18 protein-coding genes are annotated in these 21,468 nt (G+C 73.2%); 9 read left to right on the top strand and 9 right to left on the bottom strand.

The features are described from left to right. Positions 1 to 11: 11 nt before the first annotated feature. A complete protein-coding gene (locus tag BM064_RS11665) occupies positions 12 to 617 on the bottom strand; it encodes a glutathione S-transferase family protein (RefSeq protein WP_092859963.1) in 606 nt (201 codons plus the stop codon). A 122-nt stretch (positions 618 to 739) separates the two neighbouring features. Beyond that, the gene (gene rpe / locus BM064_RS11660) at positions 740 to 1,459 is read right to left on the bottom strand and encodes a ribulose-phosphate 3-epimerase (RefSeq protein ID WP_092859962.1); all 720 of its coding nucleotides are present in this window, start codon (positions 1,457 to 1,459) and stop codon (positions 740 to 742) included. A 204-nt stretch (positions 1,460 to 1,663) separates the two neighbouring features. On the opposite strand from rpe, the gene BM064_RS11655 reads away from it, so the two are divergent. Beyond that, positions 1,664 to 2,617, top strand: coding sequence for a radical SAM protein (locus BM064_RS11655; RefSeq protein WP_092859961.1), 954 nt, complete (start codon positions 1,664 to 1,666; stop codon positions 2,615 to 2,617). Positions 2,618 to 2,630: 13 nt separating this feature from the next. Here BM064_RS11655 and BM064_RS11650 read toward each other — a convergent pair whose 3' ends face one another. From BM064_RS11650 to BM064_RS11635, 4 genes are all read right to left on the bottom strand, one after another. Beyond that, positions 2,631 to 3,398, bottom strand: coding sequence for a hypothetical protein (locus tag BM064_RS11650; protein ID WP_143103312.1), 768 nt, complete (start codon positions 3,396 to 3,398; stop codon positions 2,631 to 2,633). A 212-nt stretch (positions 3,399 to 3,610) separates the two neighbouring features. Beyond that, positions 3,611 to 4,225: a hypothetical protein gene (locus BM064_RS11645; RefSeq protein WP_143103311.1), complete on the bottom strand. Its 615-nt coding sequence runs from the start codon at positions 4,223 to 4,225 to the stop codon at positions 3,611 to 3,613. 229 nt (positions 4,226 to 4,454) lie between these two features. Continuing rightward, the gene (gene aroB, locus BM064_RS11640; RefSeq protein WP_092859958.1) at positions 4,455 to 5,579 is read right to left on the bottom strand and encodes a 3-dehydroquinate synthase; all 1,125 of its coding nucleotides are present in this window, start codon (positions 5,577 to 5,579) and stop codon (positions 4,455 to 4,457) included. Positions 5,580 to 5,608: 29 nt separating this feature from the next. After that, a complete protein-coding gene (locus BM064_RS11635; protein ID WP_092859957.1) occupies positions 5,609 to 6,316 on the bottom strand; it encodes a shikimate kinase in 708 nt (235 codons plus the stop codon). A 260-nt stretch (positions 6,317 to 6,576) separates the two neighbouring features. Here BM064_RS11635 and BM064_RS28335 point away from each other — a divergent pair, with 260 nt between their 5' ends. Beyond that, a complete protein-coding gene (locus tag BM064_RS28335) occupies positions 6,577 to 6,711 on the top strand; it encodes a hypothetical protein (protein WP_281244860.1) in 135 nt (44 codons plus the stop codon). A gap of 1 nt (position 6,712) precedes the next feature. After that, positions 6,713 to 7,624, top strand: coding sequence for a tyrosine recombinase (locus tag BM064_RS11630; RefSeq protein ID WP_092859956.1), 912 nt, complete (start codon positions 6,713 to 6,715; stop codon positions 7,622 to 7,624). Between the two features lie 100 nt (positions 7,625 to 7,724). On the opposite strand, the gene BM064_RS11625 is transcribed toward BM064_RS11630, so the two are convergent. Together BM064_RS11625 and BM064_RS11620 are read right to left on the bottom strand one after the other, a co-directional pair. Beyond that, positions 7,725 to 9,647 carry an acyl-CoA synthetase gene (locus BM064_RS11625; protein ID WP_092859955.1) on the bottom strand — a complete coding sequence of 641 codons (1,923 nt, stop codon included), beginning with the start codon at positions 9,645 to 9,647 and terminating at the stop codon, positions 7,725 to 7,727. 178 nt (positions 9,648 to 9,825) lie between these two features. After that, a complete protein-coding gene (locus BM064_RS11620) occupies positions 9,826 to 11,601 on the bottom strand; it encodes an ABC transporter transmembrane domain-containing protein (RefSeq protein ID WP_245779131.1) in 1,776 nt (591 codons plus the stop codon). A 998-nt stretch (positions 11,602 to 12,599) separates the two neighbouring features. On the opposite strand from BM064_RS11620, the gene BM064_RS11615 reads away from it, so the two are divergent. After that, a complete protein-coding gene (locus BM064_RS11615) occupies positions 12,600 to 13,817 on the top strand; it encodes an MFS transporter (protein ID WP_092859953.1) in 1,218 nt (405 codons plus the stop codon). A gap of 240 nt (positions 13,818 to 14,057) precedes the next feature. Then, positions 14,058 to 15,794 (top strand): methionine--tRNA ligase, encoded by a 1,737-nt coding sequence (gene metG, locus BM064_RS11610; protein WP_092860337.1) that lies wholly within the window; start codon positions 14,058 to 14,060, stop codon positions 15,792 to 15,794. A gap of 103 nt (positions 15,795 to 15,897) precedes the next feature. Here metG and BM064_RS27435 read toward each other — a convergent pair whose 3' ends face one another. Continuing rightward, entirely contained in the window at positions 15,898 to 16,863 is a 966-nt protein-coding gene (locus tag BM064_RS27435; RefSeq protein ID WP_177236225.1) for a hypothetical protein, read from the bottom strand. 255 nt (positions 16,864 to 17,118) lie between these two features. Here BM064_RS27435 and BM064_RS11605 point away from each other — a divergent pair, with 255 nt between their 5' ends. The 4 genes from BM064_RS11605 to BM064_RS11590 all read left to right on the top strand — a co-directional run bounded on the left by BM064_RS11605 (position 17,119) and on the right by BM064_RS11590 (position 21,275). Then, positions 17,119 to 18,363, top strand: coding sequence for an adenylate/guanylate cyclase domain-containing protein (locus BM064_RS11605; RefSeq protein ID WP_177236224.1), 1,245 nt, complete (start codon positions 17,119 to 17,121; stop codon positions 18,361 to 18,363). 16 nt (positions 18,364 to 18,379) lie between these two features. Further along, on the top strand, positions 18,380 to 18,724 hold the full coding sequence (locus tag BM064_RS11600; RefSeq protein WP_092859951.1) for a hypothetical protein: 345 nt from the start codon (positions 18,380 to 18,382) through the stop codon (positions 18,722 to 18,724). A gap of 503 nt (positions 18,725 to 19,227) precedes the next feature. Then, on the top strand, positions 19,228 to 20,517 hold the full coding sequence (gene guaD / locus BM064_RS11595; RefSeq protein ID WP_092859950.1) for a guanine deaminase: 1,290 nt from the start codon (positions 19,228 to 19,230) through the stop codon (positions 20,515 to 20,517). Then, positions 20,514 to 21,275 (top strand): hydroxypyruvate isomerase family protein, encoded by a 762-nt coding sequence (locus BM064_RS11590; RefSeq protein WP_092859949.1) that lies wholly within the window; start codon positions 20,514 to 20,516, stop codon positions 21,273 to 21,275. The genes guaD and BM064_RS11590 overlap by 4 nt, the downstream gene beginning before the upstream one ends. The last annotated feature ends 193 nt before the right edge of the window (positions 21,276 to 21,468 follow it).

Below are 21,468 nucleotides of genomic sequence, written 5' to 3'. Positions count from 1 at the left end.
GTCGTCCTCCCTCACGCGTCCCAGGCGGCGGCGAGCGCGGGGCGCGCCTTCAGCCGCTCGACATAGGCCGAGAGGTTCGGCCGCCCGGCCCGGTCCGTCAGCCGCGACGAGCCGACGATGCAGGCGTGACCGCACATGATGTCGGCCGCCGAGAACTCGCCGGCGAGGTATTCCCGCCCCTCCAGCCCCTGCTCGACGGCGTCGAGCATCCGGGCCAGCAGCTTCTCGGCGCGGATCGCGTTGGCGGCGTTGCGCTTCGCCTCGGGCAGCAGGATCGTCTCGACCACCAGCGTGTTGACGGGAGGCATGATCATGCCCTCCGCGTAATGGAACCACTGGAGATAGCGGGGGAAATCCTCGGACTCGACCGAGGGCGCCAGCTTGCCCGGCGCGTGGCGGGCCAGGATGTACTGCACGATCGCCCCGGATTCGTAGAGGCTGACTTCCCCGTCGTGGAGCACCGGCACCCGGCCCAGCGGATGGCTCTTCGCCAGTTCCGGCCCCCGCATTGCGGGATCGCCCAGCCTGTAGCGCTCCAGCTCGTAGTCGAGGCCGAGCTCGTTGAGCAGCCAGACGATCCTGACCGCCCGCGTGTTCGGGGCGTAGCAGATTCTCATGGGGGTCCTCCCGGCCCTTGGGGCGTCGTCGCGGACCGCTTCACGCGGCCTTTCGCGGCGGAGCCTAACGACCGGCAGGCAGGGCGTCCACGCCCCGCGGGGCGTGGACGGCCCGCTGGGGATCAGGCGCGCGCCGCCTCGGCCGCGCGGCGGATCGCCGAGATGTTGTCGCAGTAGGCCTTGGGGTTCGCGGCCGAGCCGCCCTTGAACACCGCCGAGCCCGCGACCAGCACGTCCGCCCCCGCCGCGGCCACCAGCGGCGCGGTCTCGGGCGTGACGCCGCCGTCGATCTCGATATGCACCTGCCGGTCGCCCAGCATCTCCCGCAGGCGGCGGATCTTGGGGATCTGGGAGCCGATGAACTTCTGCCCGCCGAAGCCGGGGTTCACGGTCATCACGCACACCAGGTCGATGCGGTCGAGCACGTATTCGATCGCCTCGGCCGGGGTCGCGGGGTTCAGCGCCACGCCCGCGCGGCAGCCCAGCTCGCGGATCGCCTGCAGCGTGCGGTCGAGGTGCGGCCCCGCCTCGGCATGGGCGGTGATCACGTCGGCGCCCGCCTCGGCGAAGGCGCGCAGGTAGGGGTCGACCGGCGCGATCATCAGGTGGACGTCCATGATCCCCGTCACGTGCGGGCGCAGGGCGCGCACCGTCTCGGGGCCGAAGGTGATGTTGGGCACGAAATGGCCGTCCATCACGTCCACATGGATCCAGTCGGCGCCCGCGGCCTCAGCGGCCCGGCACTCGGCCCCGAAGTTGGCGAAGTCGGCGGCGAGGATCGAGGGCGCGATCTTGATGGGGCGCTCCTGCGCCTCGGGGGAAGTCGGGCTGTCGGCGGTCATGGAAGGGCTCCGGCTGCGCGCGTTCGCGTCGGCGTCACTGGCGGGGGGCGCGCTCCGCTTACCGCGCGGCCGGGGCGTCGTCCAGCGGCCGAGTCGCCGCGCCCTCTCCCGAATTTACGTCTGCGTGATCCGCCGCGCCCCCCGGCTTGACCGCGCCGCCCCCGCCTGCGCTGACTCGCGCAGTCCCGCCCGACCGGAGCCGCCATGACCTCGCAAGCGCCCCTGGCCCCCGCCGGCCCGCGCAAGTTCGCCGATCCCGACGTCACCGCGACAGGAGAGCCGCGGGCCTCGGTGGCGCTGAGCCGGCCGCGGACGCTGTGGTTCAACACCGGCACCCTGTGCAACATCGCCTGCAAGGCCTGCTACATCGAGAGCTCGCCCAGCAACGACCGCCTCGTCTACATCACCACCGCCGAGGTGGAGCGGTTCCTGGACGAGGCCGCGGACCTCGGCTGGCCGCTGGAGGAGGTGGGCTTCACCGGGGGCGAGCCGTTCCTCAACCCCGAGGCGCCGGCGATGATCGGGGCGGCGCTCTCGCGCGGCCACGACGTGCTGGTGCTGACCAACGCCATGCGCCCGATGATGCGCCCCGCGGTGCAGGCGGCGCTGCGGGCGCTGATCGCGGCCCATGGCGCGCGCCTGACCTTCCGCGTCTCGCTCGACCACCCCGAGCCCGGGCCCCATGACGCCGAGCGCGGCGCCGGGGCCTTCGCGTCCTCGCTCGAGGGGCTGCGCTGGCTGCGCGACGCGGGCGCGCGGATCGCCGTGGCGGGACGCCTGTGGGACGAGGAGGAGCCCGCCCTGCGCGCCCGCTTCGCCGCCCTCTTCGCCGCCGAGCGCCTGCCCGTCGACGCCGCCGACCCTGCCGCCTGCGTGCTGTTCCCCGAGATGGACGCCCGCGCCGACGTGCCCGAGATCACCACCGCCTGCTGGGGCATCCTCGGCAAGCGCCCCGAGGAGGTGATGTGCGCCTCCTCGCGCATGGTGGTGCGCCGCCGCGGGGCCGCCCGCGCCTCGGTCGCGGCCTGCACGCTGCTGCCCTACGATCCGGCCTTCGACCTGGGCGAAAGCCTGGCCGAGGCCTCGGCCCCGGTGAAGCTCAACCACCCCCATTGCGCCAAGTTCTGCGTGCTGGGCGGGGCCTCCTGCTCGGCCTGAGGCCCCCCTCCCCTCAGGCCCGCCGCCGCCGCCCGCGCGCGAGGCCGAAGGCCGCGAGGCCCGCAGGCAGCATCGCCGCGGCCGCGGGCAGCGGGATCGGCGTGTAGGTCAGAACCTCGTCGGGGGCGAGCCGCGTGCCGACGCCGTCGGCCAGCAGCGACCACTGCTCGCCGCCGCCGTCGCTCTTGGTCTCGAAGTCCTGCTTCCAGCGGAAGGTCATCACGCTGGCGCCCGTGAACACCGCGTTCTGCGCCGCGCCCGCCTGCACCACCAGGCCGACGGGGATCTTGAGCACCGCGTCCACGCCCTGCCCCAGCGGCTTCTGCGTGATCTGGCAGGTCGCGCACTCTGCGGCCGCGGGGTTGAAGACGATGTTGTCGTCGGCCGAGGTGGTGGCCGCGATGGCCGCGACCAGCGGGTCCAGATCCCAGATCATCACCCCGTCGATCAGCACCTGGATGCGCGAGATCGCGATCCGCGTCGCGCTGCCGGGCTGGTTCATGTCGTAGCCGATCTGGAACCCCTCGCCCTTGTAGCCGATCGAGGAGAGGGCGATCGCCTCCGAGCCGCTCCATTCCGCGCGGTCGGCCTCGTCGTCGAACTGCTTCTCGCGGAAGCCGAGGTTGCCGAAATCGGAGGGCGTGTAACCGGCGTTCGTGCCGCCTGCGCTCAACGGCGCCAGAACCGCCCCGTCGGCGAACACGTATTCGTCGACGGCGGAGTCGACGAAGAGCGGAAAGCTGCTGACCGGCGTGGTGACGGCTTCGGCCTTCCCGGACACGAATACGCACGCGACGGCGACGATCGCGAGCACGCGACTATGAAACATGAACTGACCCCGACTCTGGTCGGCGGATCCCCATCCGCCGTCATCGGACCAAACGTAAATCGAGGAATTTCATGATGCAACGGAAACGCCGGACGGGTTCCGTTAAGTAATGCGCCCTGGACGGAAACGACGCGGCGGGTCCGTCCAGGGGCGCGCGCGGGCGCTCAGCCCTTGCGGCGGCCGCGCATCCCCAGCGTGCCGGCGCCGGCGAGGGCCGAGACCAGCATCAGCGCGGAGGCGGGCAGCGGCGTGGGCAGCGGCTCCTCGGCCGAGCCGCCGCCGTCGAACAGGTTGGTGTTCGAGGCGTAGAGGCTGATGTGGCTGATCCCGTGCTTGCCCAGCGAGCGGGCGAACTCGCCGAAGACCACGCCCGGCTGGATCAGGAACATCACCACGTTGCCCGCCGAGTCGACGTCGCCCTTCTTGAGCGCGTTCTTGTTGGCGGACTTGAACAGGATCACCGCGCTCGACCACTGGTCCCAGAACCCGTCGTCGAGGCTGAACGAGCCGCCCTCGGCCCCGCCGTCGATCGAGAAGCCGGCGCCCTCGTACTTGCCTTCGTCGATGTCGAGCTTGGAGGCGAAGACCCAGTCGCCGAGCGAGAAGGCGCCCTGCCCGTTCAGCACGTCGGCCTTGTCGTTCTCGGCGTCCAGGACCTGGCAGTCCAGGCTGAACCCCGAGGCGTCGCCGGCCATGTTGGTGGAAGTGCAGGGCAGCGTGGCCGCCGTAGCGGCGGCCGCCTGGCCGCCGCCCAGACCGATTGCGCACGCGATCCCCATCACGGACGCAAACGAAAGCCCACGCGCAAACCGCGCGAGCGAACGCAACGAGACGTACATCGTCTATCCTTTTGACCCCGAATGCCGGTCCATCCCCATGGCCGACATTCACGTGACGTTCAGAAAGTCACGTCGCCTACATATGGAGGGCGGGTGTCACAATCAAGACAAAATTCACTTTACTGAAAACGTTTTTCGGAAAACTCTCCGTTGCGGCTTTCCCGACACGTCAACCCGATCTGCGCGTGGCCAGAGCCGCGTCGAGCGTATCGCTCAGCGCTTCGACCGGAACGTCGCGGGTCACGAAAGCCTCGCCGATGCCGCGCGCGAGGATGAACGTCGGGACCCCGGCCTTCACCTTCTTGTCCTGCGCCATCAGCGCGATCAGGCCCGCCGAATCGGGCAGCTCGCCGGGGATGTCGGCGAGGCTGGCGCGCATCCCCATCGCCTCGAAATGCGCCGCCACCCGGCCCGGCGTCTCCTGCGAGCAGAGGCCCAGCCGCGCCGAGAGCTCGAAGGCGAGCTGGCAGCCGATCGAGACGCCCTCGCCATGCAGCAGCCGCGACGAATAGCCCGTCGCCGCCTCCAGCGCGTGGCCGAAGGTGTGGCCGAGGTTCAGGAGCGCGCGGTCCCCCGTCTCGGTCTCGTCGCGGGCCACGATCTCGGCCTTCATCTCGCAGGACCGGCGCACGGCGCGGATCCGGGCGGCCACGTCGCCGGAGGCGAGCGCGGCGCCGCCCTGGCCCTCCAGCCACTCGAAGAAGGCCGCGTCGCCCAGCAGGCCGTATTTCACCACCTCGGCGTAGCCCGAGAGCAGTTCGCGCGCGGGCAGCGTCTCCAGCGCGTCGGTGTCGGCGAGCACCAGGCGGGGCTGGTGGAAGGCGCCGATCAGGTTTTTGCCATGCGGAGAGTTCACCCCGGTCTTGCCGCCGACCGCGCTGTCGACCTGGGCGAGCAGCGTGGTCGGGACCTGCACGAAGCCCACGCCCCGGCGCAGGATCGCGGCCGCGAAGCCCGCGAGGTCGCCGATCACGCCCCCACCCAGCGCCACCACCAGGTCCGCCCGCTCGACCTTCTGCGCGAGCAGCCACTCGACCGTACGGCCGAGGTCGGACCAGTTCTTGGTGGCCTCGCCCGGCGGCAGGGCCAGCGCCTCCATCGCGACGCCCGAGGCGGCGAGCCCCTCGCGCAGCGGCTCCAGCCAGCGGGCGGCGACGGTCTCGTCGGTGACGACCGCGACCCGGGGGCGCGGCAGCAGGGGGGCGATGAACTCGCCGCCGCGCGCGATCAGGCCGGGGCCGATCTCGATCGAATAAGCCCGCGCGCCCAGCGCGACGTCCACGGTCTCCCGCATGGTCCCTGCCCCTTCGTCCAGGAAATCGTTCAGGCCGGGCCCGCGTCGCCCCGCGCGGCGAGCGCGTCGAGGATCCGGGCCACGACCGCCTCATGCCGCTCGCCGGCGTGGCTGTCCACCGTCACGTCCGCCTCGGCATAGACCGGGTAGCGCGCGGCCATCAGGTCGCCCAGCGTCCGGCGCGGGTCGCCCACCGCCAGCAGAGGGCGCGCGGCGCCGCCCTTCTTCATCACCCGGCCCAGCAGGGTGTCGAGCTCGGCGCGCAGCCAGCACACCGTCGCGCCGCGTTCGCGGATCGCCTCGCGGGTCAGGGCGTTCATCCAGGCCCCGCCGCCGGTGGCGATGATCTGGGGGCCGCGCTCCAGCAGGCGCGAGATCACGCGCCGCTCGCCGTCGCGGAACTCGGGCTCGCCGTACTGGGCGAAGATCTCGGGGATGGTCATGCGGGCGGCGCGCTCGACCTCCTCGTCGCTGTCCACGAAGCCCGCGCCGAGATGCGCCGCAAGCCTGCGCCCGACCGACGTCTTGCCCGCCCCCATCAGCCCGATCAGCACCACCGGCCGCGCGAGGCGCAGAGGACCGCGCGCCGGCAGCTCGCCCGCCGGCTCCCCGGCCGCCGCCGCGGCCGCCGCATCCACGGCGGCGGCGAAATCCGCCGCCGCCGCGCCGCTCTCGGGCGCGTCGGGCTCGGGGGCTGCGGCCGCGGTCGGCCTGGGGTCGGCGTCGGACGTGGTCATGGTCTCGCGGATCCTGCGCACGACCCTGCGAGGTCGGGCGCGTTGCGGGCCCCCCGCGCGCCCTGTAGAGTGCGCGCCGAGGCGAAGCCGGGCCTCTTTACGCCAGCGCGTCGCGCGGCGCAAAGGGCCGGCGGGCCGATGCGGCGGGGCTGGAGCGGCGCTCCGGACCCTTCCAGGCGGGCGCAGACCCGCCGGAGCGCCCGCCGCACGGTCGAATCGAACGCAAACATCGGCGCCGCCGGGCGCCCGGCGGAGCAGGCATGTCGGTGGTCTTCAGATACCTTCTCTATCTCGTGCTGCTGGCGGCGGCGGGCTTCGCCGTCTACGCCGCCTTCGCGGAGCTGCCCGCCCCGGTGCGCGAGATCTCCCGCCCCGCCCCTCCGCCCAACGGCTGAGATGGTCCCGCGCGATCCCCTGCGCGCCTTCCTCGAGGCGCTGCAGGCCGAGCGCGGCGCCGCCGCCAACACGCTCGCCGCCTATGCGCGCGACCTCCAGGACCTCGCGGAATTCGCCGGGGCCGACTGGGCGCAGGCGGACCGCGGGACGCTGGAGGCGTGGCTGTCGGATCTCGAAGCCCGCGGCCTCGGCCAGGCGACGCGGGCGCGCCGGTTGTCGGCCGCCCGGCAATTCTACCGCTTCGCCCTGTCGGAGGGCTGGCGCGAGGACGATCCCGCCGCCCGCCTCTCGGGCCCCGGCGCCGCCCGCCGCCTGCCCAAGACCCTGACCGAGGCGGAGGCCGAGGCGCTGATGACCGCCGCCCGCCGCCCCGCCCGGGGGACCGAGGCGGGAAAGCGCGACGCCCTGCGCCTCGCCTGCCTGATGGAGCTGCTCTACGCCACCGGCCTTCGGGTCAGCGAGCTCGTATCGCTGCCCGTCGCGGCCGTGCGCGGCGACCCGCGCATGATCCTGGTGCGCGGCAAGGGGGGGAAGGAGCGGATGGTCCCCCTCTCCCCGCCGGCGCGGGAGATGCTGGCCGCCTGGCTCTCGCATCGCGACGCGACGCCGGCCTGGAAGGGCTCGGCCTTCCTGTTCCCCTCCCCGGGCAAGGCGGGGCACGTCACCCGGCAGCGGATGTGGCAGCTTGTCCAGGGGCTTGCGGCCGCGGCGGGGATCGAGCCGGCCCGGGTCTCCCCCCACACGCTGCGCCACGCCTTCGCGACGCATCTGCTGGCGCACGGGGCGGACCTGCGCTCGATCCAGCAGCTGCTGGGGCACGCGGACCTCTCGACCACCGAGATCTACACCCACGTGCTGGACGCGCGGCTCAGGGAGCTGGTGCTGACGCATCACCCCCTCGCGGGCGGCTGAGCCCGTCGCAGGGCGCGAGCGGCCCCGGGGCGGGCGTCGAGAAACAGGAAGGGCCGCCCCGGAGGGGGGCGGCCCTTCGCATCTCGGCCTGCCGGCCGGTTCAGGCCATGGCGGGAGCGGCGGAGGTCACGCGCACCGGCTGGGGGAACACGCCCAGCACTTCCCGGATGCGCGCCTCGGCCACGTTCGGCGAGGCGGGGGTCACCACGCTGACCAGACCCAGCTTCTTGTCCTCGACCACCTCGATCGAGGCCTCGATGCCCGCGGCCGCCAGCGCCTCGCCGTGGATCCGGCGGATGGCGCTCTTGCGCAGGTCGGGCTTGAAGATCTTGCCCACCGCGGTCTTGGGGATCTCGGACATCAGCTCGATGTAGCGCGGGTGGGCGGCGCGTTCGTTGACGTGCTCGACCGCCCAGGCGTGCAGCTCCTCGACCGTGGTCTGCGCGCCCGCCGCCAGCTCGACATAGGCCGCGGGGACCTCGCCCGAATGCGCGTCGGGCTGGCCGATGGCGCCCACGAAGGCGACGGAGGGGTGCCTGGCCAGCGCCTCCTCGATCTCGGCGGGGTCGATGTTGTGGCCGCCGCGGATGATCAGGTCCTTGGCCCGGCCGGTGATCCAGATGTAGCCGTCGGCGTCGATCCGGCCCAGGTCGCCGGTGCGCAGCCATTTCTCGTCGGCATAGAGGTTCACGTTGCGCGCGGCCTCGAGATAGGTCGCCCCCGGCCGCACGCCGGGGTTGGAGACGCAGATCTCCCCGATCTCGTCCACGCCGCACTCCTTCGTCACGGCGCCCGAGGCGTCCATGTGCAGGATCCGCACGTCGGTGTAGGGGAACGGCAGCCCGACCGAGCCCACCTTCTGCACCCCGTCGCGCGGGTTGCAGGAGACGAGGCAGGTCGCCTCGGTCATCCCGTAGCCCTCGAGGATCTTCACCCCCGTCGCCTGCTCGAACCGCTCGAACAGCGCCTTGGGCAGGGGCGAGGAGCCGCAGAGCGCGTATTTCACCGAGCTGACGTCGGCGTCGATCTTGCGCTGCATCAGGGCGCCGGCGGCGGTGGGCACCACGATCATCAGCGTGGCCTTCCAGCGCTCGACCAGCTTCCAGAAGTTGTCGAAGACCCCGTCGCCGCGATAGCCCGCCGGCGTCGGCATCACCATGTGGGCGCCCGACATGATGCAGGCCATCCAGATCGGATAGGCCGCGAAGACGTGGAACATCGGCAGCGGGCAGAGCAGCACGTCGCTCTCGCGCACCATCATCGCGGCCGAGCACCAGCCGTTGTAGAGCATCCCCACATGGGAATGCTGCGCCACCTTGGGCATGCCGGTGGTGCCGCCGGTGTGGAAGCAGGCGCCGATCTGGCTCTCGTCGCCGGATTCGGCGAAGGTCAGCTCGGCCGAGCGCCTGGCGACCTCGGTGTGGAAGTCCAGCACCTTCGCCTTGTGCCCGCCGGCGCGCCTTGGCCGGATCAGCGGCACGATCCAGCTCAGCGGCGGCGAGAGGTAGCGCTTCAGGTCGACCTCGAGCACCGCCTTCACGTTCGGGGCCAGCGCCACCGCGGCGGCGGCCTTGTCGGCGACGTCGGTCTTGGGGAAGGGCGCGAGCGTCACCAGCACCTTGGCGTCGAGCTCGCGCAGGAGCGCGCCCAGGCTCTCGGCGTCGAGCAGCGGGTTCAGCGGGCAGACCTTGCCCGCGGTGGCGCCGGCGATCAGGGTGATCGCGGCCTCGTTGCAGTTGGGCAGCAGGTAGGCGACGGAGTCGCCCTCGTGCACGCCCAGTTCGCGCAGCAGGTTGGCGGTCTGGGCGGCCTGGGCGCGGACCTCGGCCCAGGTCAGGGTGATCGCCTTGTCGGTGGGGCCCGACGTGATCTGGAAGCTCACGGCCGGCCGGCGCGGATAGGTCGAGGCGGTCCTGGAGACCTGCTCATAGACGCTCTTCGCGCTCCAGCGCTCCGAGACGGGGACCTCCTCCCACCGCGCCTTGTCCATGCGTGTGGCGAACGCGCCGCTCTCGCTGACCATCCCGTCTCCTCCCTGAGACATTGCAGTTGAAGCTTTGGCTTCCACTTGGCCGCCCCGGGCGCAGGGCGCAAGTCAAACCTGACGTAAACGTAAGCCTCTGCGGGCTTCTCGCGGAGAGACTAGCGGGATTCCCGCGGCTTGGGCGCCGAAATCGCCGCGCGCGCGCTGCGCGGCCCGGTCACTCGGCCGTGAACTGCAGCCGGGCGAGCCGGGCGTAGGTTCCGTCGGCGGCGACCAGCTCCTCATGCGTGCCCTCGGCGGCGATGCGCCCGCGCTCCAGCACGAGGATGCGGTCGGCGCGCTTCACGGTGGCGAGGCGGTGGGCGATGACCAGCGTGGTGCGGGTCTCCGACAGGCGCGCGACCGCCTCCTGCACCAGGCGCTCGGACTCGGCGTCGAGCGCCGAGGTCGCCTCGTCGAGCAGCAGCACCGGCGCGTCGCGCAGGATCGCCCGGGCGATCGCCAGCCGCTGCTTCTGTCCGCCCGAGAGCATCACGCCCCGCTCCCCGACATAGGAGCCGTAGCCGTCCGGCAGGTCCATGATGAAGTCATGCGCCGCGGCGGCGCGGGCGGCGGCCTCGATCCGCGCCTGCGTGGCGCCCTTGGCGCCGAAGGCGATGTTGGCCGCGACCGTGTCGGCGAAGATCGCCGGGTCCTGGCTGACCACCGAGAAGATGCGCCGCAGGTCGGGCTGGGTCATCGCGCCCGCCCCGGTCCCGTCGACGCGGATCTCGCCCGACTGGGGGTCGTAGAAGCGCAGCAGGAGCTGGAAGATCGTGGTCTTGCCCGCCCCCGAGGGCCCCACCAGCGCCACGGTCTCCCCCGGCTTCACGGTGAAGGAGACGTGGTCGAGCGCGGAGCGGTCGGGGCGCGAGGGATAGCGGAAGGTGACGTCGTCGAAGACGATCTCGCCCCGCGCGGGGTTCGGCGCGGGGACCGGGGCGGCGGGCGCCTGGATCGGGTCTTCGGCGTCCATCAGCTCCAGCAGGCGCTCGGTCGCGCCGGCGGCGCGCTGCAGCTCGCCCCAGATCTCGGAGAGGGAGCCTGTGGCGCCGGCCACGAGGCCCGCGTAGATCAGGAACTGGACGAGCTCGCCCGCCGACATCGCGCCGTCGCGCAGGTCGGCGGCGCCGATCCACAGCACGCCCACGACGGCGGAGAACACCAGGAAGATCACCGCGGCCGTCAACAGCGCGCGGGCGAAGATGCGCTGGCGGGCGGCCTCGAAGCTTTTCTCCACCAGCCCGCCGTAGAGGCGGCGGCTGTCGTCCTCGGCGGTGTAGGCCTGCACGGTCTGCGCGGCGAGCAGCGTCTCGGACGCGCGCGCCGAGCTGTCGGCCAGCGCCTCCTGGTTGATCTTCGAGAGCCGGCGGACCTTGCGCCCGAAGGTCAGGATCGGGATCACCACCAGCGGCACGATCAGCAGCGCGTAGCCGGTCAGCTTCGGCGAGGTCCAGAACATCAGCGCGAGCCCCCCCATCAGCAGGAGCGAGTTGCGCAGCGCGACCGAGACCGACGACGAGACCACCGAGAGCAGCAGCGTGGTGTCGGCGTTGAGGCGGCTGAGCACCTCGCCGGTCATCAGCCGCTCGTAGAAGGCGGGGGACATGCCGATGACGCGGTCGTAGACGATGCGGCGCACGTCGGCGACCACGCGCTCGCCGAGGCGCGTGACGAGGTAGTAGCGCGCGGCGGTGGCGGCCGCGAGAGCCGCGGCCACGCCCAGCGCCGAGAGGAAGTAGTAGTCCATCAGCTCGATGCGCTCGGCCCGGAAGCCGTCGACCACGCGGCCGGCGACGATCGGCAGCACGAGGTTGAGGACGGTGGTGGTCAGCAGCATCGCCAGCGCGCCCCAGGCGATCGCCCGGTAGGGGGCGAGCAGCGGCCCCAGCCGGCGGAGGCTTCCCACCGAGCGCGAGCGCGGCCGGTCCTTGGTGTCGTCTGCGTCGGCCACGGGCGCTCTCGTCGCGTTGGGGGCCAGGCCCGTTCGAACGGCGGGGGACCGGGCCGGTGGGTCGGATCGGGCGGGCCGTCCGGATACCAGCGCCGCGCCCGCGGAGCAATGCGCCCAAGGCGCGCCCGCCCCCGCCGGCGCAGGCGCCGCGTCGACCCGCGCCCCGTCGCCCTGTCGCGCCCGCGGCGCGCGGCAGGCGTCGCGCCGGAGGCGCGCAGCAGGCGTTGCGCCGGAGGCGCGCAGCAGGCGTCGCGCCGGAGGCGCGCAGCAGGCGTCGCGCCGGAGGCGCCGGAAAGCGTCGCGCACGCGAGACGGGGCGGGCGTCGGATCCACGGCGCACGCCATGCGTCGGGCGCTCGGCCCTCGGCGGGCGTCGCATCCCCGGCGCGCCCCTGGGCCGGGGCCGCGCGGCGGCGCCGGCCGCCGCCCGGCCGCCTGCGGCGGGCGTCGTGATGGCCGGGACGCGGCCCGAGGGCGCGGGAGGCGTGGCGGGGGCGGCTTTCACGGCCGCGCAGATGAAAAAACCGCCGGTTTGTGAGTTTGGTCACGCTCCGATCACGCAGGCCGTGGCAAAAGCGACTCGTCCCAACGGACTCGCCGCGAAAATCCCTGCCCGGATCGCCGCGACGAGCTTCGTCTGAGCCGGCCCGCTTCTGTCCCTCGTGAGCGTGACGGCCGTCGGACCGGGACCTCTTCCCTCCCCCGGGCGCGGGGAAAGGACGAGGCCCCGGATCGGACCCGACCCGCGGCGGCGCCGGAAGCGCCGCTGGTCCTCCGGGGCGCGGAACAGCGCGCCTCCCTCGCCGCCCACGGCCCCGGAGGACGATTTTTCCCCATCCGCACCGAGCCTGCGCCCGCTCCGGCCGCGCCGTCGCCGGGCATTTTCCACATCCTGCGCGCGCAATTCGCTCGACCCCGGCGCCGGATCGGGGCAATGGGGAGGGACCCTGGCCGCCTCGTCGCGCCGCCTCCCGACCCCAGCCGCGACCCTCGTCCCAATGCGCCTGATCATCTCCTTCGCCGCCCTGCTGATGTCGGTGGTGCTCGTGCAGCTCGGCTCGGGCTCGCTGGCGCCGCTGGACGCGCTGTCGGGGGCGGCGCTGGGCTTCTCGGCGGCCGAGATCGGCCTGCTGGGCTCGGCGCATTTCGTGGGCTTCTTCGTGGGCTGCTGGCTGGCCCCCAGGATGACCGGCACCATCGGCCACGTGCGCGTCTTCGCGGCCTTCGCGGCCTCGGGCGCGATCGGGGCGCTGGCGCATCCGCTGTGGCACGAGCCCTGGTTCTGGGCGGTGCTGCGCATGCTGACCGGCTTCGCGGTGGCGGGCTCGGCCACGGTGATCGAGGGCTGGCTGCAGGCGCGGGTCACCAACGACACCCGCGGGCGGGTGATCGGCGTCTACCGGGTGGTGGACCTGGGCGCGGCGCTGGCGGCGCAGGCGATGATCTCGTTCCTGCCGCCCGCGACCTTCGTGAGCTACAACATCGTCGCCTGCATGTGCTGCCTGTGCCTGGTCCCCCTGACGCTGACCAGCGCGCCCGAGCCCGAGAAGCCCGAGACGCCGCCCCGCCTGCGCCCGCTCAAGACCCTGCGCCTGTCGCCGCTGGGCGCGGCCGGGGTGTTCGTCGCGGGCATCACCATGCCGGCCTTCCGCATGGTGGGCCCGCTCTACGGGCTGGAGGTGGGGCTGGATGCGAACGGCATCGCGCTGTTCCTCTCGGCGGCGATCCTGGGCGGGGCGCTGGCGCAGGCGCCGGTCGGCTGGCTCGCGGACAAGCACGACCGGCGCTGGGTGCTGGTGTGGCTGTCGGTGGCGGCGATGGCGGTGTGCCTGGGCGTCGCCTGGATCGGGGGCGCCTCGCCGGCCGCGATCTACGGCGGCGCGCTGGTCTTCGGCCTGGTCAGCTACCCGATCTACTCGGTCAGCTCCGCCCACGCCAACGACTTCGCCGAGCCCCAGGAGGCGATCGAGCTCAACGCCTCGCTCCTCTTCATCTACGCCATGGGCGCGATCCTGGCGCCGTTCTTCTCGGCCCGGCTGATCGAGGCGGCGGGGCCCTCCTCGCTCTTCGTGTTCATCGCCGCCGCCCATGTGGCGCTGGCGGTGATCGGCTTCTGGCGGATGCGCGCCCGCCCGCCCGCGGCCGAGAAGACGCCCTACGTCTACACGCCCCGCTCCTCCTTCATCGTCGACCGCCTGCTCGGCCGCCGCCGCTGACGGCCTGATCTCCGCCCCATGCCCACAGCCCCCTGCGCCTCCGAGGCCGGAGCGCGCAGCGGGCCCGCGCGCCCGCCGGGCCGGGGCGGGGGTGGGCGGGCGGGCCGTCCCGGGCCGGGGGGCGCGCGGGCCCCTCGCCCCTCGCCCCTCGCCCCGGGAGACTCCATGCGTTATGAGGGGCGCGACCTCCGACCGGACGCCGCGCACGCCCGCAGCCACACGCAGACCAACCGGACCCGCATGACCCGCATTCTCGTCACCTCCGCCCTGCCCTATATCAACGGGATCAAGCATCTCGGGAACCTGGTGGGCTCGCAGCTGCCCTCCGACGCCTACGCCCGGGTGATGCGCCAGCGCGGGCACGAGGTGCTGCTGATCTGCGCGACCGACGAACACGGCACCCCCACCGAGCTCGCCGCCGCCAAGGCCGGCAAGTCCCCGGCCGAATTCTGCGACGAGATGCACGAGGTCCAGGCGGAGATCGCCCGGGGCTTCCGCCTCAGCTTCGACCATTTCGGCCGCTCGTCCAGCCGGCGCAACCACCGGCTGACCCAGCACCTCGCCGGCCGGCTCGCCGACGCCGGCCTGATCGCCGAGGTGACCGAGAAGCAGATCTGGTCCCCCGCCGACGGCCGCTTCCTGCCCGACCGCTACGTCGAGGGGACCTGCCCCAACTGCGGCTACGAGAAGGCCCGCGGCGACCAGTGCGAGAACTGCACCAAGCAGCTCGACCCCACCGACCTGATCAACCCCTACTCCGCCATCTCCGGCTCCACCGACCTCGAGGTGCGCGAGACCAAGCACCTGCACCTGCGCCAGTCGGCGATGCGCGACAGGCTGAGCGCCTGGATCGAGAGCAAGACCGACTGGCCGGTCCTGACCACCTCGATCGCGAAGAAGTGGCTCAACGACGGCGACGGCCTGCAGGACCGCGGCATCACCCGCGACCTCGACTGGGGCATCCCGGTGAGAAGGGGCGAGGCCGACTGGCCGGGCATGGACGGCAAGGTCTTCTACGTCTGGTTCGACGCCCCCATCGCCTATATCGCCGCCACCGCCGAATGGGCCGACGCCACCGGCCAGGACGACGCCGCCTGGCAGCGCTGGTGGCGCGACGACAAGGGGGCCGAGGACGTCCGCTACGTCGAGTTCATGGGCAAGGACAACGTCCCCTTCCACACGCTGGGCTTCCCCGTCACCCTGATGGGCGCCTCCGCCGACGGCGACGAGCGCTGGCACCTGGTCGACTTCATCAAGTCCACCAACTGGCTGAACTACGAGGGGGGCAAGTTCTCGACCTCCTCGGGCCGGGGCGTGTTCATGGACCAGGCGCTCGACATCCTGCCGCCCGACTACTGGCGGTGGTGGCTGCTCGCCAACATCCCCGAGAGCGCGGACACCGACTTCACCTGGGAGAGCTTCCAGGCCGGCGTGAACAAGGACCTCGCCGACGTGCTCGGCAACTTCGTCAGCCGCGTCACCAAGTTCTGCCGCGCCCGCTTCGGCGAGGAAGTTCCGCGCGGCGGCGCCTACGGCGAGATGGAGGCCGAGGTGACCGCCGAGATCGCCGAGCGCCTGAAGGCCTACGAGGCCCACTGGGACGCCATCGCCATCCGCCGCGCCGCGGCCGAGCTGCGCGCGATCTGGGTGGCGGGCAACGAGTATCTCCAGCGCGCCGAGCCCTGGGCGGTGTTCAAGACCGACCCCGAGCGGGCGGCCGCGATCATCCGCTTCTCGCTCAACCTCGTGCGCCTCTACGGGATCCTGTCGCGGCCCTTCGTGCCCGACGCCTCCGACACGATCCTCGAGTCGCTGGGCCTCGATCCCGAGGTCGCCTCCAAGGACTGGCCGAAAGACGTGGGCGAGGCGCTCTCGGCCCTCTCCGCCGGCCATGCGTTCACGGTCCCGGAGGTGCTCTTCGCCAAGATCACCGACGAGGCGCGCGAGGAGATGGCCGCCCGCTTCGCCGGCGCCTGAGCCCGGCCCGGCCCGCGGCTCGGCACGAACCGAAGGGCGCGCCCCCCGGCGCGCCCTTCGCGCTCCTGGGCGCCCCTGCCGGCCGCAAGCCGCGGCCCGCGCCTCAGGCCCGCCGGCGCCGCCCCGCGGCGACGAGCGCCGCGAGGCCCGCGGCCAGCAGCCCGCCCGCCGCCGGAACCGGCACGGCCGTCGCGCCGAAGCTCCCGGCCGAGAGCTGCGCGCCGACCCCCGTCCCCGAGACGCCGAGCTGGTAGCCCACGATCTCGGCCACCACCAGCACGTCCGCCTGCGAGGGCAGAACCCGCCGCCCCGCATACTGCACCGGCCCGAGCAGCGAGTGGAAATAGGGGCTGTTGAGATCCGGCAGGCCGTCGCCGCGCAGCGCCTGCACATGGCCGCCGCCCTCGACCACCAGCGGGGCCTCGAAGACCGCGCCCGTGCCGGGCTGGAGGATCTCGACGACTCCGGCGTCGAAGGGGCTGTCGCCGTAATCGCCGAAGCCGATGGCGTGGGCGATCTCGTGGATCAGCACGGTGAAGGCGTCGAAGCGCCCCGCCGCGTCCCCCGTCGCGCCGCCGTGGCGACGGCTCGCCTCGATCGAGCCGCCGGCGCCGTCGCCCGCCGTCGTGGTCGTGGCGACGGCGGCGTATTCGCCGCTCATGTCGAAGGGCGTCGGGTCGAGATGCCAGCCGCCCGAGACGCTGGTCGCGAGCTCCACCGTGCGCGCGTTCGCCTGACCGATCATGCCCGGCCCGGCGGGGGGCGAGCTGGCGGTCGTGGTCCGCCCCAGCCCCGAGATGTCGGCCCAGCCCACCTCGATGTTCACCACCGTGCCCGCGCCGCCGTCGTCGAGCGCGGCCTCCCACACCGTGGCGGCCGCACGCGCCAGCGCCAGCAGCGTGCCGCCGCCGGCCGAGCTCTCCGGCCCCGCGAGCGAGGCGACCGACTGCGAGACCTGGATCGTCAGGGCCGAGGCCGGCGTCGCCGCCAGCCCGACCCCGAGGAGCAACGCGGCCGCGCCCGCCGCGGCCCCGCCGGCGCGGCCCGCGCGCCCGGAATGCTGCTTCATGAAATGGACCCCCTGTGCGGCGCGGCGCTCCTTCCCGGAACCGACCCCTCGGCCCGGACGCCTTCACCTTGCGGAATGCACCCTAGCCAGCGCCGCCGGCCCGCTCAAGCCTCCCGTCCCGCCGCCCCCTGCGGCCCCGTCGCGGCCCTGCCGCGACGCCGCGCGGGCGGTCGCCGGCCGTGGCCCGCGCGCCACGCCCGCGCCTTCTCGCGCATCCTCGTTGCCGAGCGGCCGGGGCGCGCCTATCTTCCCGCGATGACGCATGAGCCCCTCTCCGAAGAGATCGAGACCTGGCTTCTCGATCAGGCGCTGGACGACCCCGACATCCTGCTGCTGTTCGGGGATCTGTGCCTGCGCCTGCATGCCATCGGCGTTCCGCTCGAGCGGGCCGCGCTGAGCTGGCCCACGCTGCACCCGCTGTTCCAGGCGGAGCAGATCTACTGGCGCCTGGGCGAGGAGGCGGAGCTGTTCCAGTTCCGCCACGACGCCGAACGCTCGAAGGACTTCGAAAAGAGCCCGTTCAAGCATGTTCTGGTCAACCGGCTCGACCGCCTGCGCCGCAAGCTGGAGGGGCCGGAGAAGCATCTCGACTTCCCCGTCCTGCAGGAGCTGCACGACAAGGGCTTCACCGACTACCTGCTGACCGCCACCCGCTTCCGCGTGGCCGAGGTCGACGGCTTCCGCGGCGGCGACTCGGGGCTGATGGCGTCGTGGTCCACCACCCGGCCGGGCGGCTTCTCCGACGGCGACCTGCAGGCGCTGAGCCGGGTGCAGAAGGTCTTCGCCGTCGCCTGCCACGCGGCGATCCAGAAGCGGGTGATGGTCAACCTCGCGGACGCCTACCTGGGCGCCACCGCGGCCAAGCGCGCCCTGAAGGGCGACGTGCGCCGCGGCGACGGCGAGACGATCCGCGCGGTCGTCTGGCACTCGGACCTGCGCGGCTCGACGCGGCTGTCGAACGAGATGGATCCCGCGGACTATCTCGACCTGCTCAAGACCTACTACGACTGCACCGCCCAGGCGGTGATCGACGAGGGCGGCGAGATTCTGGAGTTCATCGGCGACGCCGTGCTCGCGATCTTCCCGATCCGCGGCGACACCGGCGGGCCCGAGGCCGTGCGCGCCGCCGTGCGCGCGATGGAGAAGGCGCTCGACCTGCGCGAGGCCTGGATCGGGGCCGCGCCGGAGGAGGCGCGCGAGCGCATGAACTTCTCCATCGCCATGAGCATGGGCGAGGTGATGTTCGGCAACATCGGCGTGCCGACCCGCCTGACCTTCTCGGCCATCGGCACGGCGGTGAACAAGGTCGCCCGCCTCGACGAGCTGTCCAAGACCCTGGGGCGCATGGTGCTGGTGACGCGCGAGGTGGCGCAGGTGGAGCCGGACCGCTGGATCTCGGTCGGCCCGCAGTCCCTGCGCGACTTCGACCGCGGCATCGAGCTCTTCACCCGCGCCTGCGCCCGCGACGCCTTCGTGCCGATCGCCGCCGCGGCGGGCTGACCGGGCGGGCTGGGCGATGGCGAGGCTGCGGCCCCGCGCCGCCGGCCGGGCGGGCCGCATCGCGCTGCCGCCGGTCCTCGCGCTCGCCGCCGCCCTCCCCGGCGGGCTGCTGCTGGCCGAACTGCTCGGGCGCCTGCTGCTCGCCGACGCGCGCGGGGACCCCTCCGCCGGCGCGGCGCTGGCCGTGATGCTGCTGACGGGCCTTGCGTCGGCCTGCAGCGCGGTCCTGGGACTGCTGGACGGCGGGCTGATCGCCTGGCAGGGGAGCGAGCGCCTGCGGCTTCGGGCGCTCGTCGCGGGCCTCGCCGCGCTGGCGGCGCAGACGGCGATTCTGATCTCGCTGAACCTCTCGGGGCCGTGAGGCCGCGCCCGGCGCCTGGCGCGCCCGTAGGCGCCGCGCAGCCCGCCGCCCGTCGCGCGGGCGGCTGACGCGACCGCCCCTGCCCGCCTTCTGGGCGCCGGGGCGGCGCATTCTCCCTGTGCGAAAAACAGGCCGCCGGACGGGGACGCAGCGTTTCCGCTGCAGCGCAAAAAAGCTGTCGCAAATCCCTTACAATTCCTTCCCGACCTCCCTATTTCAGCGCTCCCGGCGGCTTCCCGACCGGGCCTTTCAAACCAGACCGTTCGAGGTTTCCCCATGCGCGCCTTCCTGGCTGCGCCCGTTCTCTATGCGATCTTCGGCCTTGCGGCCCTCTACGCAGCGAACGCGGCGCCTTTCCTGGCTCCCTGAGCCTTCCACCCTCCCTCCCCGGCTGCGGCGGCGGCGCTGTTGACGCGCCCGCCGCCTCGGCCCCTGATTGAGGCTCCGGCCCCGACAAGCGTTCACGGGCCTTCCCGCCCCTCGCCGTCGCAGCGGAGCCGCCCATGACCCTCCTGATCCTCGGCCAGACCCTCGCCTTCGAGGCGGACCCGTTCGCGGTCCCGCCGGAGGAGAGCGCGCGCCACGCCTCCCGCGGCGGCGTGCTGGTCGAGGACGGCATCGTCGCCGCCCTCGGGACGGCCGACGACCTGCGCGCCGCCCATCCCGACGCCCGCATCGTGGACATGGGCGACGCCCTGATCTCCGCCGGCTTCGTCGACTGCCACGCGCACTATCCCCAGACCGGCATGATCGCCTCCTGGGGCCGTCGGCTGATCGACTGGCTGAACGGCTACACCTTCCCCGAGGAGTTGCGCTTCGCCGACCCCGCCTATGCGCGCGCGCAGGCCGAGCTCTACCTCGACCTGACGCTGAGCAACGGCACCACCACCCCCTGCGCCTTCGCCACCGTCCACCCCGAGAGCGCCGAGGCGATCTTCGCCGCCGCCGAGGCCCGCGGCCTGCGGCTCGCCGCCGGCAAGGTGATGATGGACCGCAACGCCCCCGACGGCCTGCGCGACACCCCCCGGACCGGCTACGACCAGTCGAAGGCCCTGATCGAGCGCTGGCACGGCCGCGGCCGCCTGACCTACGCCGTCACCCCCCGCTTCGCCCCCACCTCCAGCCCCGAGCAGCTCGAAGCCGCCGGCGCGCTGTGGGCCGAGCACCCCGACTGCCTGATGCAGACCCACCTGAGCGAGCAGCCCGAGGAGATCGCCTGGGTGCGCGGGCTCTACCCCGACGACGCCGACTATTTCGCGGTCTACGAGCGCTTCGGCCTTGCGGGGCCGGGCGCCATGATGGGCCACGCGATCCACCTGACCGACCGCGAGAGGGCCGCGATCCTGGCCACCGGCTCGGGCGTCGCGCATTGCCCGACCTCGAACACCTTCATCGGCTCGGGGCTCTGCGACGTCGCCGGGCTGAAGGCGGCGGGCGTGCCCGTCGGATTGGCGACCGACGTCGGCGGCGGGTCCAGCTTCTCGATGCTCGCCACCATGCGCGCGGCCTACGAGGTCGGCCAGCTGCGCGGCCACCCCCTGCACCCCGCCCAGCTGTTCTGGCTGGGGACCGCCGGCTCCGCCCAGGTGATGCGCATCGCCGACAAGGTGGGCACGCTGGCGGTGGGGATGGAGGCGGACCTGGTGGCCCTCGACCTCGCCGCCACCCCGGTTCTGGCGCAGCGCACCGGGCGCGCGCGGGACGTGTGGGAGGCGCTGTTCGCCCTGATCATGCTCGGCGACGACCGCGCCGTGCGCCAGGTCTGGGCCGCCGGCAAGGAGGTCCGCCCGTGAAGATCGCCGCCAATCTCGGGCACCTGTGGAAGGACCTGCCCCTCGACCAGGCCATCCGCGCCGCCGCCGCCGCCGGCTTCGAGGCGGTCGAGACCCAGTATCCCTACGCCCACGACCGCGCCGCCGCCGTGCAGGCGCTGGCCGACGCCGGCATCCCCATGCTCGGCGTCAACGTGCCCCCCAGCGCCACGGGAGAACCCGGCATGGCCGCCGTCCCGGGCCGCGAGGCGGAGGCCCGCGAGGGCATCCTGCGGGCCATCGACTGGGCGCAGGCGCTGGGCGCGCGCCACATCCACGTGATGTCCGGCCGCGCCTCGGGCGAGGCCGCGGGCGCGACCTTCCGCGAGACCCTGCGCTGGGCCTGCGAGCGGGCGGCGGAGGCGAAGCTGACCCTGGTGCTGGAGCCGCTGAACGACCGCGACCAGCCCGGCTATTTCCTCTCGACCCTCGCCCAGGCCGCCGCGATCATCGAGAGCGTCGGACGCCCCGAGCTGGGCCTGATGTTCGACCTCTACCACGTGCAGGTGCAGGAGGGGGACGTGCTGCGCCGCTTCGAGCGTCACCTGCCCCTCATCCGCCACGTCCAGTTCGCCGGCGCCCCCCGCCGCAGCCCCCCCGACACCGGCGAGCTGGCGCTGGAGCGGGTGCTGCCCATGCTCCGCGACCTCGGCTGGGACGGGTGGATGGCGGCCGAATACGGCTCGCCGGGGCCGACGGACGACTTCCTGGGCTGGCTGCCGCTCTACAAGTCGCTCTGACCGGCGCCGCCTCGCGCGCGCGCCCCCAAGGCGCGCCCCGGGCCTGACCGAGACCTGTCCCGACGTCGGCCAAGGGCCGGCCGGCGCGGCGTCCGGGGGCGACGACCGCCAGCGGCGCCGTCGTTCTCTCGCCAGGCGGATCGCCCCGGGCCGCCCGGCCGCCGAAGGCCCCGGGTCGGGCCCTGGGCGCGCG

Origin of the sequence: Albimonas pacifica (assembly GCF_900113695.1) — a bacterium.
GTDB lineage: Bacteria > Pseudomonadota > Alphaproteobacteria > Rhodobacterales > Rhodobacteraceae > Albimonas > Albimonas pacifica.
This window is presented reverse-complemented; position numbering and strand designations above follow the sequence as displayed.